Source organism: Staphylococcus schleiferi, from assembly GCF_025558325.1.
Lineage (GTDB): Bacteria > Bacillota > Bacilli > Staphylococcales > Staphylococcaceae > Staphylococcus > Staphylococcus schleiferi.
Map to the genome: position 1 here is coordinate 2,015,737 of NZ_CP094712.1, position 12,833 is coordinate 2,028,569.

Genomic DNA, 12,833 nt, shown 5'->3' on the forward strand with positions numbered 1-12,833 from the left:
CTACATCAGTAGTTAAAACTAGCCTATACTACCTTCCATTTCGAATTTGATTAATCGGTTCATTTCAACGGCATATTCCATTGGTAATTCTTTTGTGAATGGCTCGATAAATCCCATAACGATCATTTCTGTCGCTTCTTCTTCAGAAATACCACGTGACATGAGATAGAACAATTGCTCTTCAGAAACTTTAGAAACTTTTGCCTCATGTTCAAGTGAGATATTGTCATTGAAAATTTCGTTGTAAGGAATTGTGTCAGAAGTTGACTCGTTATCAAGGATTAAAGTATCACATTCGATATTAGAACGTGCACCTTTCGCTTTACGTCCAAAGTGAACGATACCGCGATAAACCACTTTACCGCCATCTTTAGAAATTGATTTTGACACAATAGTAGAAGATGTGTTTGGTGCTTTATGAATCATTTTTGCACCTGCATCTTGGACTTGACCTTGACCTGCAAAAGCGATAGAAAGTGTGCTACCTTTAGCACCTTCACCTAATAATACGCAGGCAGGATATTTCATTGTCAACTTAGATCCTAAGTTTCCATCGACCCATTCCATGTTACCATTTTCATGAACGAACGTACGTTTAGTAACTAAGTTATAAACATTGTTAGCCCAGTTTTGGATTGTTGTATAACGTACATGTGCATCTTTGTGGACGATAATTTCTACAACCGCTGAGTGTAGAGAGTTTGTTGTATACACTGGTGCTGTACAGCCTTCAACATAGTTAACAGAGGCACCTTCATCAGCAATAATGAGTGTACGCTCAAATTGTCCCATATTTTCTGAGTTAATACGGAAGTATGCTTGTAAAGGTGTATCTAATTGAATATTTTTAGGTACATAGATGAATGAACCACCTGACCAAACTGCTGAGTTTAAAGCAGCAAACTTATTGTCACCAGCAGGGATAACAGATGCGAAATACTCTTTAAACAAGTCTTCATTCTCTTTAAGTGCAGTATCTGTATCTTTGAAGATAATACCTTTTTCTTCTAATTCTTTCTCCATATTATGGTAAACAACTTCAGATTCATATTGTGCAGAAACACCTGCTAAATATTTTTGTTCTGCTTCTGGGATACCTAATTTATCAAACGTACGTTTAATTTCTTCTGGCACTTCATCCCAAGAACGCTCTGAACGTTCTGAAGGTTTGACATAATACGTAATGTCATCAAAGTCTAATTCTGATAAATCTCCACCCCATTGAGGCATCGGCATTTTATAGAATAACTTTAAAGCTTTCAAACGAAAGTCTAACATCCATTCAGGTTCATCTTTCATTCTTGAAATTTCGCGTACAATATTTTCTGTCAAACCACGCTCTGATCTAAAAATAGATACGTCTTCATCATGGAAGCCATATTTATAATCGCCTACATCAGGTGCTTTTTTAGCCATCAATCATCACTCCTATTTCTTAATTAATACATGAGTACCCTTTGACTACCCAATTCTCTATTTTGAAATACGTTTTCTCGTATACACCATTTAGTGTTAATCTTCACTTTTACCTTCTTTTTCAACTGTACCCTTTTCAAGTGCCTTCCATGCGAGTGTGGCACATTTAATTCGTGCTGGAAATTGAGAAACACCTTGTAACGCTTCGATATCTCCCATATCTTCAGTAATCTCATAATCTTCACCAAGCATCATTTTTGTGAACTCTTGGCTCATTTGCATTGCTTCTTTTAAACTATGCCCTTTAATCGCTTCAGTCATCATTGACGCACTCGACATTGAAATCGAACAACCTTCACCCTCGAATTTCGCATCTTTAATAATGCCATCGACGATATCAAATGTGAGACGAATACGGTCACCACATGTTGGGTTATTCATATCCACTGTCATCGTACCATCCTCGATTACACCTTTATTACGAGGATTTTTATAATGATCCATAATAACTGAACGATATAATTGGTCTAGGTTATTAAAATTCATATGAGAAAAACTCCTTCGTTTGTTTCAATCCTTCGACAAGTTGATCCACATCTTCTTTTGTATTATAGATATAAAAACTTGCCCGCGCTGTTGATGATACATTGAGCCATTTCATTAACGGCTGTGCACAATGATGGCCTGCACGAACTGCGACAGCTTCCGTATCTAGAGCAGTTGCCACATCGTGAGGATGAACATCCTTGAGGTTGAAGGTGATAATACCAGCACGATTGTCTTTAGCTGGACCATAAATATCAATACCTTCGATTTGAGACATTTGTTCGTAAGCATATTGCGTCAATGCTTGCTCATGCGCATGAATAGCATCAAATCCAATAAACTCAATGTACTCAATCGCTGCTTGCAAACCAATCGCTTGTGCAATCAGAGGTGTTCCCGCTTCAAATTTTGTAGGTAAATCTGTCCATGTACTTTCATACAAACCAACAAAATCAATCATATCTCCACCGAACTCTGTCGGTTCCATTTCATTTAATAGTTCACGTTTACCATATAAAACGCCGATACCAGTAGGTCCAAGCATTTTGTGGCCACTAAAACTATAAAAATCAACGTTTAAATCTTGTACATCTACTTTCATATGCGGTACAGATTGTGCACCGTCAACTGAGATTATGGCACCATGTGCATGGGCTATTTCAGCAATTGCCTTAATATCATTAATTGTACCTAAGACATTTGAAACATGCGCAATGGCCACAATTTTAGTTTGATCGGTAATCGTTTCTTTAACCGCTTCAATGGATAATGTGCCATCTTCTGACATCGGTATGAATTTGAGGGTCGCCCCTTTACGGTGTGCAAGCTGTTGCCAAGGCACTAAATTCGCATGATGTTCCATTTGGGTTACAACGATTTCATCGCCTTGTTCCACATTTGCATCACCATAACTATGTGCAATCATGTTTATAGATGCTGTTGTTCCACGTGTGAAAATAATTTCTTCAAAGTGTTTCGCATGTATAAAACGACGTACCGTTTCGCGTGCACCTTCATAACCATCTGTTGCAAGTGAGCCTAATGTATGCACACCACGATGAACATTAGAATTGTATCGCTCGTAATAGTCACGTAATGTATCAATCACTTGCTTAGGCTTTTGACTTGTTGCTGTTGAATCCAAATATGCAAGACGTTTGCCATTGACTTTTTGGTCTAAAATGGGAAAGTCTTTGATAATTGCTTCTACATCTAATTTTGTATCGGCCACTACAATCACAGACCTTTCTAGAATTGTATTATTTGCCTATTTTTAATTCGATAACTTCTCGTAATTGACGTTGTACATCTTCAATTGGTAATTCACGTACTACTGGGTCTAAGAATCCGTGAATGACAAGACGTTCTGCTTCGCGTTGTGAAATACCACGACTCATTAAATAGTAAAGTTGCTCAGGATCAACACGTCCTACAGACGCCGCGTGTCCTGCTTCTACATCGTCTTCATCAATAAGAAGAATAGGGTTCGCATCCCCACGTGCATGCTCAGATAACATTAACACACGTGATTCTTGGTTAGCAGCAGAACCTGAGCCTCCATGTTTAATATGTCCAATGCCATTGAAAATGGATGAGGCACTTTCTTTCATTACACCATGTTTTAAGATGTAGCCATCTGTTTCTTTACCATATTGTACAATTCTTGATGTTAAGTTAATTGTTTGATCGCCACGTCCGACTACAACTGACTTCAATTCAGAAGTTGAACGGTCACCAATTAAATTTGTTGTATTGTCGATGATTTGATCGCCTTCATTCATTAAACCTAAAGACCACTTAATTGTTGCATCTGCTTCTGTCACACCACGACGGATAATATGTCCAGTGAAACCTTTATCTAAGAAGTCTACAGATCCATATGAAATGTTAGAATTGGCACCCGCGATAACTTCAGAAACAATATTTAATTGATTTCCTTCTCCACTTGTCGTTGATAGATAATTCTCAACGTAAGTCACTTCAGCACTCTCTTCAGTCACTAAAAGAACGTGATTAAAGAAGCTCGCATTTTCATCGTCATGAAGTACAACGTATTGAATTGGATGTTCAACAACGACATTTTTAGGAACGTATACAAAAATTCCGCCATTCATTAAAGCAGTGTGTAAAGCAGTTAAGCGGTGTTCATCTACCGTAACAGCATCTTTCATAAAATACTTTTGAACTAAATCACTATGATTGATTAACGCTTCGCTTATATGCTCAATAATCACACCATCTTGAAGTGCTTTATCATTAACTTTTGTATATGCAGATGTATTGTTATGTTGAATCACAAGGTTTTCTGTATTTTCAACGTTAATAATACGGTCAATTTCACTTGGTAATTCCTTTAAATCATGGAACACAGCACCTTGTGTTTCATGCTGTTTGAATGAATCGAAATCCCATTTATTTAATTTCGTTTTATCAGGTTTTGGCATTTCCAAAGATTCAGCTTGTTTAAACGCTTCTTTTCTTAACTCTGTCATCCAAGAAGGTTCGTTTTGAGATTGGGAATAATCAACAAGTTGTGCTTCAGAAATATTTAATGTTTCAGTAGTCATAATTATTTCCTCCTATGATGATTATTGATTTGAAATAGCTGTTTCGTATTCTTCTTTAACCCACTCGTAACCTTCTTCTTCAAGACGTTTCGCTAATTCAGAGCCACCAGATTTTACAACGATACCATTATACATAACGTGAACGTGATCCGGTGTAATGTAATTTAATAAACGTTGGTAGTGTGTAATAATTAACGCACCAAATTCATCGCCACGCATTTCGTTAATCCCTTTTGATACGACTTTCAAAGCGTCAATATCAAGACCTGAGTCAATCTCATCGAGAATAGCAAATTTAGGTTGTAACATCATTAATTGTAAAATCTCGTTACGTTTTTTCTCACCGCCTGAGAAGCCTTCGTTTAAGTAGCGTTGTGCCATATCTTTGTCCATGTCTAAGAAATCCATTTGTTTATCAAGTTGCTTAATAAATTGCATTAAGTTAATTTCGTTACCTTCTTCGCGTTGTGCATTCATAGCCGAACGCATGAAGTCTGCATTTGAAACACCTGTGATTTCTGATGGGTATTGCATTGCTAAGAATAGACCCGCTTTAGCGCGTTCATCTACGTCTAATTCTAAAATATTGACCCCATCTAATAATACTTCACCTTTCGTCACTTCATATGACGGATGCCCCATAATTGCTGATGATAAAGTAGATTTCCCAGTACCATTTGGCCCCATGATCGCGTGAATTTCCCCAGTATTGATCGTTAAATTGACACCTTTTAATATCTCTTTATCTTCAATAGACACATGTAAGTCTTTAATTTCTAATGTTGATGGCATTAATATTCCCTCCAAAATAATGTTAGATTCCATAGTTTAGTTTATAATAATTTTAATGTAACGTCAAAAAGTTTTCTTTGGTCTCTAATTGCTTATTATAACGGAAATGATGGGAATTATAAACCGTTTCGGGTTATATTACAAGACATCTTGAGAAAGCAAACCAGAATCTTTTTTAGAAAAGTTATTGATAATCACATCCCTCCTGTTCTCATTCGTCATTTTTGACATATATTATAGATGACATAGGATTGAAATCAGTTATAATGTGGTATGATGTAACGATAAACTAAGGAAAGGAATAGAATCATGTCGAAATTTAAGATTTCAAATATCCCTAGAGGTTTTGCGATGGGCATTAGTGATCTGATTCCCGGCGTCAGTGGCGGAACAATCGCATTACTCCTAGGCATTTACGATGATTTTATCGCTTCTGTAAGTGGTGTTTTTTCAAAGCATTTCAAAAAAAGTATCTTGTTTTTATTACCTATTATTATCGGAATGGCTTTGGCAATCGGCATTTTAAGTAGCGTTATCAATTATCTGTTAGCAACACACTTAATACCAACGATGTTTTTCTTTTTTGGATTAATTTTAGGGATTATTCCATTTTTATTACGTATTTCACACTACAAACAAACCTACAAAATCCAACATTGGATCATTATGGGAGTGGCTATTATAGCACTTGCATTGATGGCATATTTTAAAGGGGAGACTTCACATGCTGCACCTAGCCATATTGATTTGTCCCTGCCAATGCTCATTAAATATTTTATTGCTGGCGTATGTGCATCAAGTGCAATGTTATTACCAGGGATTTCTGGGTCATTTATATTATTATTATTCGGTGTATACAGTACTGTAACTTATTCCATTTCTGAAATTGTACGTTTCAATTTCGAAGCTTTACCTGTTATTTTAATGGTAGGTATGGGGATAGTTGTAGGGTTTCTAATCGCAAGTAAAGTGATTACGTATTTGTTAAAGCATTACACTTATCTCACTTATGCAGCCATACTCGGTTTAGTGATTGGTTCACTATTTTCAGTTTTTCCTGGTTTGCCTAATCAGGGCCTTACATGGTTAGCATCGATAATCACACTTATCTTAGGATTTATAATTAGTTTTATTTTAGGTCGCTTCACTAATGAGTCCTAAATCATATACAAAGGCGGGACAGAAATCGATTTGACTTCATTGCCCCGCCTTTTCATTGATTATTATAAAATTATTATTTATTTAAATAGGAAGAAACTCGGTACATTTTTGATTGATTCCACTTAGAAGCAACTTCATTTCCTCCCCATCAATAACAATCTTTAAACCTCTTATTAAAGAAGGAAAAGCCCGTTACTGAATCCATATTATCAATTACGAGATGAAATTCTCAGACTGTTCCCTTAATTATCAATGTTATTTTGCAGGAATCACTGCACCATCGTATTCTTTTTTAATGTAGTCTCTCACTTCAGCAGATTGTAAGGCTTTTAGAAACTCTTGATATTTCTTATCATTTTTATGGCCTTCTTTGACAGCTAAAATATTCGCAAATGGTGACGATTCATCCTCGACCGCAATAGAATCTTTAAGTGGTTTCAAACCATTGTCAATCGCATAGTTTGAATTCATAATAACCGCATCGCCTTCATTATTATTATACGTTTTAGGTAAAAACTCTGCCCCTTGTTGGTTATCAAATTTCAAATGCTTTTTATTTTCAACAATATCATCTAATTTTGCATCTTCAATTTTAACGCCGTCTTTGATTTTAATTAACCCAGCTTTTACGAAGAATGATAAGAAACGTCCTTCTTCTGCTGGATTATTAGAAATATAGATTTTCGCACCATCAGGTAAATCTTTTAAGCTTTTATGTTTTTTACTGTAGACGCCCATAGGTGTTGTTAAAACTTTGCCAACTTCTTCAATTTTGTAACCGTGTGATTTTTTCTCTTCTTTTAAGTAAGGAACGTGTTGAAATAAGTTAGCATCGACATCGCCTTTATCTAATAACTTGTTTGGGATTTTGTAGTCATTGACTTCGCGAATTTGAACATCATAACCTTTCTTTTTCATAATTTCGCCAGCTTTTTTAGCAATTTCACCGTGGGGTGTTGGTGTTGCTGCGACAACTATTTTTTTGTCATCTGCTTTGCTCGTTTTATCTTGTCCACAGCCCGTTAATACAAGTGCGAATACTGCAATAGATGTAAGTAATAACGTTAATTTTTTCATATGTATGCTCCTTTCAAATAACAACAGCTTGATTCTAAGTGCGAATAGGTATAAAAAATGCGTAGTACATTCACTTTCATACACTTATAGTCGATGATCGTTTGTACTACGCATTAAATTTAATTCAAATCATGGATACATATCTCGCTGACAAGTGTTCAAACATTTGAAACACGCTGTCACTAAGCTTTTTATTTCGCTGGTTCAACTGCACCATCGTATTTCTTTTTAATAAAGTCTTTAATATCTTTGGATTGTAATACTTCCATTAAAGCTTTAATTTTCTTGTCATCTTTATGACCTTCTTTAACAGCAATTAAGTTTGCATATGGGTTATTATTCCCTTTTTCAACTGCAATAGAATCTTTTTGTGGATTTAATTTTTGCTCGATTGCAAAGTTTGAATTGATGATTACCGCATCACCTTCACCATTTTGATATGTTTTTGGCAAGAATTCTGCAGATTGTTTACTGTTGAATTTAATGTCTTTCTTATTTTCAGTAATATCATCAAATGTTGCGTCTTGGATTTTTACACCCTTTTTAATCTTAATTAAACCTTCATCAACAAAGAATTTTAAGAAACGACCTTGTTCAGCTGGGTTGTTAGAAACGAAAATTTCTGCACCTTTTGGTAAATCTTTTAAGCTTTTATATTTTTTTGAATAAACCGCCATAGGTTCTAAATGAACATTACCAGCAGATTCAATTTTATAACCTTTGTCTTTTTTCTCAGTGTCTAAATAAGGTGTATGTTGGAAAAAGTTTGCATCTAATTCGCCAGCATCTAACAATTTGTTTGGTGTCGTGTAATCGTTAATTGTTTTAATTTCCAAATCATAACCTTTATCTTTTAATAATGGTTTTGCTTCTTCTAAGATCTCAGCGTGTGGTGCAGGTGAAGCACCAACAACAATCTTTTTGTCTTCTTTTTTACTATCAGAACCATTTCCACATGCGGCTAAAGCAACTGCAACAACAAGAACAACAATAATCGATAAAAATCTTTTCATTAATACAGTCTCCTCTTCACTATTATTAGCGTTTATCTATTTTATTTGTTATCCAATCCCCTAAGAATTGAATAATAAATACCAAAATTAATATTAAAATGGTTGAAACTAAAATAACGTCGTTTTGATTTCGCGTAAATCCTGTTAAGTATGCCAAGTTACCTAAACCACCTGCACCGATAACACCTGCTACTGCTGTTGATCCTACTAAAGCAATCGCTGTTACAGTAATACCTGAAATTAAGGCTGGTAGTGATTCTGGTATCAATACTTTTAATACGACTGTCCAAGTTGTCGCTCCCATTGATTTCGCCGCTTCAATAACGCCTTTATCAATCTCTTTAAGTGCAATTTCTACGAGTCGGCCGTAGAAAGGGGATGCCCCAATGATTAAAGCAGGTAAAGCACCTGTTGGACCACTGATTGTGCCTAAAAGTAAACTTGTAAATGGAATTAATAATAAAATCAAAATGATAAATGGTATCGCTCTAAATAAATTCACAATGAAAGAAACAATACTATAAAATACACGACCTGCTTTAGATTTACTTTTAGATGTTAAAAACAGAATCACACCTAAAATGAGCCCAAATATAAATGAGAATGCTGTTGAGATGATTGTCATGTATAGCGTTTCATATGTCGCTACCCAAACATCAGGCCAACGTACATTCGGCATTGTTATCATCTCTTGAAGTATTTCGCTAAAACTCTTACCCATGACTGACCACCTCTACATCGATATTTTGTGACTCTAAGTCCGCTTGTACTTCATCAAAATTTATTTTTGAGACATCTTGAATGTGCACGAGTAAATAGCCTATAGTGCCCGTTTTTGAATGTTTAATATTCCCCTCTAAAATATTGGCTGAAAGATGATATTCTTGCGAAAGATGGGACAATATCGGACGTGTTGTATTATCGCCAGAAAAAGTCAATTTAATTAAAATATCATCCTTTGCTAGAGGAAATGTCGCTACAAGCTCATCGCTCTCATCACTCGGTTTCAAGTCTTCTTGAACAAAGCGACGTGTCACTGCGTGCTGTGGATTTTCAAAAATATCAGAAACTTTACCTTGCTCAATGACACGACCATTTTCCATTACAGATACTTCATCACAAATTCGACGAATGACGTGCATCTCATGCGTAATAATAATAATCGTTAAGTTCTTTTCCTTTTTAAGTTGTAAAAGTAAATCTAATATTTCATCTGTCGTTTGAGGGTCAAGTGCACTTGTTGCTTCGTCACACAGTAAGACTTCTGGATCATTGGCCAGTGCGCGGGCAATGCCGACACGCTGTTTTTGACCACCTGATAATTCAGAAGGATACGCATGCTCTCTCCCTTTCAAACCGACACGTTCAACGAGCTCTAATGCTGTCTGCTTTGCTTCACTTTTTGCAACACCTGCAATTTCTAGTGGAAAAATAATATTATCCAATACCGTTCTTGACCACAATAAATTAAAGTGTTGGAAAATCATGCTGACTTTTTGTCGTTTTTTACGTAAATCTGCTTTACTTAGCTGACCTATGTTATCCCCGCCGATAACCACATCGCCCGATGTAGGTGTTTCTAGATAATTAAATAATCGTATTAAAGTACTTTTACCAGCACCAGAAAATCCGATAATACCATAGATTGAACCCTTCTCTATCTTTAGGTCAACATGATCTACAGCTGTCACAGATTTTGATTTACTCTCGTACTTTTTAACGATATTTTTAAGCTCAATCATACTGTTCCTCCTTGTGTTTCCCCTCTTATCTGCAAAATAAAAAATGCTTTCTCTTTTTAAAAATGAAAGAGAAAGCACTAACACGAATCGCTTTTCTCTCATCTTCAAAAGTAAAATTTTTACTTTATGTGAATTGGCACCATTTCTATATACTAGACGGTTGCCGGGCTTCATAGGGCACATCCCTCCACCACTCCGGATAAGAGTTTTCTGACTATTTAATTGATATTAATCTTATCATTGTAATCAACATGCGTCAATCACTTTTTTTAATTTTTCTAATAAGTACGGTACAGATTGAAAAGCATACAATCTTTCTACTTCTTGATCATAATGCATGATCATTAACACAGGCACAGACTGTATTTCATTTGCTTGACTCCAATCTGGGTGAAAATTTAAATCTATTTTCACAATTGGTAATTGTGTCATCTCATTGGCAATATCTAACATTCTTTCAGACATTTTACATGTCCCACACATCGGTGTATAACCGAATATGAGATGAACGTTTTGATCACTATTTCTATATATATTGTTCAATTGCTCTGAAACACTCATGATATGAATACTTCCCTTTAACATAAAAATCTTTTTTTACTTTAAATCCAAAATGTTGTAATACATTAGAGAGGTAATCGCGTGGACAACGTGCCACTTCACTATAATTCGTATCGATGAAAATATCGATGCGCTCACTCAAATAAGTTGTAAACCATTTGCGGATTTTTCGACCTTCCGCATCTGAATCTACTAAAATGTAGACCTGTTTATCATACAAATATTCAATCATATTGTCTAATTTTTCAATTCCCATCGTTCCATGTGTACATATAATTTCGACAGGTTCTAACAACACCTCTTGAACACGTTTTTTATCAGATTTACCTTCTACAACAATAACCTTATTGATCATCGCCATGGTCTTCACCTTCTAAAAAATATTTGAGTACAAAAAACTCCTTGATAATCAGATTACCGAGGAGTCTTTATGCGGGCATTATTCACCAATCATTTGTTCATAATCAGCTGCACTTAGTAATGCATCTAATTGGCTTTCATCGCTTAATTCAACTTTTACCATCCAAGCTTTTTCGTAAGGTGATTCGTTAACCGCTTCAGGTTCGTCTTCTAAACCTTCATTCACTTCGATGACTTTTCCTGATACAGGAGAATATAATTCAGAAACAGTTTTAACTGATTCCACACTACCGAAAGTTTCACCTTCAGTAAGTTCATCTTCCACTTCTGGAAGCTCAACAAAGACGATATCACCTAATTCGCTTTGCGCAAAATCTGTAATTCCAATTGTTGCTGTTTGACCTTCAACTTTTACCCATTCGTGTTCTTTAGAATATTTTAATTCGCTTGGCACTGCCACGTTAATCCCCTCCTATAATGTTTACAATTACAATTTTATCATGACATATTGGAACGGTTCTATCAACTATTTTATGATAGCCAAGTATTGCGATAGACCTCTTCATTAAAGCCGACTGTCACTTTATCACCTAAGATCGCTAATGGTCGCTTTACTAACATGCCATCAGAAGCAAGTAAACTTAATTTTTCATCTTCATTCATATTTTCTAATTTGTCTTTAAGGTTTAACGCTCTGTATTTTGCGCCATGTGTATTAAAGAACTTTTTAATATCCAAGCCTGATTTTTCTATAATTTGACGAAATTCTTTTTCTGTCGGTGTATGCTGTACAATATCGATAGGTTCATAGCTTACACCATGATCAGATAAAAATTTCGCTGCTTTTTTACATGTTGTACAATTTGGATAATGATAAAATTTGATCATGCCTTTGACCTCCTTATTCCAATTAATTTTAATATATCAAATTATTAATTAAAATGCTTGTTTTTTTCAAAAAATTCATTGCTACATTGTTTGATACTAAATTTATATAGACGAGTGGAACATTGTGTAGTTTCACTAGACACCCACTGCTTCACTTGTTTTATACCCAATATCAATACGGTTAAATATTAGGAGATGCACGACTTATGCCGTTGTTTATCAATGAATCACATAGATGACTTCACCTATGAAATCCGTTATAATGTCGTTACGTAATAGATATAAAGGAGATGTTTTAGATGCAACGCATTACTAACATGGAATCATTCAATCAAATCATCCAAAGCGAGCAACCTGTTATTATTAAATTTGAAGCTGGCTGGTGTCCAGACTGTAAAGCGATGGATATGTGGATTGATCCAATTATTGAAAAATACAATCAATATGAATGGTATTCTGTTGATCGTGATGAACTTGATCAAGCAGTGGAAGAATACGAAGTTATGGGTATTCCAAGTATTTTAATCTTTAAAGATGGCCAAAAATTACACCACTTACACTCTGCTAATGCAAAATCACCTGAACAAGTTGAAAGCTACTTAGCTGAAAGCTTAGGCTAATCATTTGAGGGGCTAGGACGAGATGATGTCCTAGCCCCTCTATTTATCTATACACACAAGTGCGTTATCCCTTATCTACTTTGAGATGCG

Annotated in this window: 15 protein-coding genes and 1 riboswitch; of the genes, 2 read left to right on the forward strand and 13 right to left on the reverse strand. The window is 35.4% G+C overall.

Going from position 1 to position 12,833, the window contains the following annotated elements; translation table 11 throughout:
* Positions 1 to 18: 18 nt before the first annotated feature.
* From sufB to sufC, 5 genes are all read right to left on the reverse strand, one after another.
* Positions 19 to 1,416: a Fe-S cluster assembly protein SufB gene (gene sufB, locus MUA40_RS09520; protein WP_016424582.1), complete on the reverse strand. Its 1,398-nt coding sequence runs from the start codon at positions 1,414 to 1,416 to the stop codon at positions 19 to 21.
* A 96-nt stretch (positions 1,417 to 1,512) separates the two neighbouring features.
* Positions 1,513 to 1,962 (reverse strand): Fe-S cluster assembly sulfur transfer protein SufU, encoded by a 450-nt coding sequence (gene sufU / locus MUA40_RS09525; protein ID WP_016424581.1) that lies wholly within the window; start codon positions 1,960 to 1,962, stop codon positions 1,513 to 1,515.
* Positions 1,952 to 3,193, reverse strand: coding sequence for a cysteine desulfurase (locus tag MUA40_RS09530; protein WP_262569504.1), 1,242 nt, complete (start codon positions 3,191 to 3,193; stop codon positions 1,952 to 1,954). Before MUA40_RS09530 ends, sufU begins: the two co-directional genes overlap by 11 nt.
* Before the next feature lie 28 nt (positions 3,194 to 3,221).
* A complete protein-coding gene (gene sufD, locus MUA40_RS09535) occupies positions 3,222 to 4,529 on the reverse strand; it encodes a Fe-S cluster assembly protein SufD (protein WP_126496213.1) in 1,308 nt (435 codons plus the stop codon).
* A 21-nt stretch (positions 4,530 to 4,550) separates the two neighbouring features.
* Positions 4,551 to 5,321, reverse strand: coding sequence for a Fe-S cluster assembly ATPase SufC (sufC, locus tag MUA40_RS09540; RefSeq protein ID WP_016424578.1), 771 nt, complete (start codon positions 5,319 to 5,321; stop codon positions 4,551 to 4,553).
* Between the two features lie 309 nt (positions 5,322 to 5,630).
* Here sufC and popT point away from each other — a divergent pair, with 309 nt between their 5' ends.
* Entirely contained in the window at positions 5,631 to 6,482 is an 852-nt protein-coding gene (gene popT, locus MUA40_RS09545) for a polyprenyl-phosphate transporter PopT (protein WP_016424577.1), read from the forward strand.
* 255 nt (positions 6,483 to 6,737) lie between these two features.
* On the opposite strand, the gene MUA40_RS09550 is transcribed toward popT, so the two are convergent.
* The 8 genes from MUA40_RS09550 to MUA40_RS09585 all read right to left on the reverse strand — a co-directional run bounded on the left by MUA40_RS09550 (position 6,738) and on the right by MUA40_RS09585 (position 12,123).
* A complete protein-coding gene (locus tag MUA40_RS09550) occupies positions 6,738 to 7,559 on the reverse strand; it encodes a MetQ/NlpA family ABC transporter substrate-binding protein (protein WP_016424576.1) in 822 nt (273 codons plus the stop codon).
* Positions 7,560 to 7,750: 191 nt separating this feature from the next.
* Entirely contained in the window at positions 7,751 to 8,572 is an 822-nt protein-coding gene (locus MUA40_RS09555) for a MetQ/NlpA family ABC transporter substrate-binding protein (RefSeq protein ID WP_016424575.1), read from the reverse strand.
* Between the two features lie 25 nt (positions 8,573 to 8,597).
* Complete coding sequence (locus MUA40_RS09560; RefSeq protein WP_016424574.1) at positions 8,598 to 9,293, reverse strand: methionine ABC transporter permease; 696 nt, start codon at positions 9,291 to 9,293, stop codon at positions 8,598 to 8,600.
* Positions 9,286 to 10,314 (reverse strand): methionine ABC transporter ATP-binding protein, encoded by a 1,029-nt coding sequence (locus MUA40_RS09565; protein WP_167732566.1) that lies wholly within the window; start codon positions 10,312 to 10,314, stop codon positions 9,286 to 9,288. The genes MUA40_RS09560 and MUA40_RS09565 overlap by 8 nt, the downstream gene beginning before the upstream one ends.
* Positions 10,315 to 10,409: 95 nt before the next feature.
* Positions 10,410 to 10,520, reverse strand: a riboswitch (SAM riboswitch).
* 40 nt (positions 10,521 to 10,560) lie between these two features.
* Positions 10,561 to 10,875 (reverse strand): thioredoxin family protein, encoded by a 315-nt coding sequence (locus MUA40_RS09570; RefSeq protein ID WP_016424572.1) that lies wholly within the window; start codon positions 10,873 to 10,875, stop codon positions 10,561 to 10,563.
* On the reverse strand, positions 10,841 to 11,236 hold the full coding sequence (locus tag MUA40_RS09575) for a toprim domain-containing protein (protein WP_016424571.1): 396 nt from the start codon (positions 11,234 to 11,236) through the stop codon (positions 10,841 to 10,843). The genes MUA40_RS09570 and MUA40_RS09575 overlap by 35 nt, the downstream gene beginning before the upstream one ends.
* Positions 11,237 to 11,314: 78 nt before the next feature.
* On the reverse strand, positions 11,315 to 11,695 hold the full coding sequence (gene gcvH, locus MUA40_RS09580; protein WP_016424570.1) for a glycine cleavage system protein GcvH: 381 nt from the start codon (positions 11,693 to 11,695) through the stop codon (positions 11,315 to 11,317).
* A 71-nt stretch (positions 11,696 to 11,766) separates the two neighbouring features.
* A complete protein-coding gene (locus MUA40_RS09585) occupies positions 11,767 to 12,123 on the reverse strand; it encodes an arsenate reductase family protein (RefSeq protein WP_016424569.1) in 357 nt (118 codons plus the stop codon).
* A gap of 299 nt (positions 12,124 to 12,422) precedes the next feature.
* Between MUA40_RS09585 and MUA40_RS09590 the strand changes: the two genes are divergently transcribed.
* A complete protein-coding gene (locus MUA40_RS09590) occupies positions 12,423 to 12,743 on the forward strand; it encodes a thioredoxin family protein (protein WP_016424568.1) in 321 nt (106 codons plus the stop codon).
* The last annotated feature ends 90 nt before the right edge of the window (positions 12,744 to 12,833 follow it).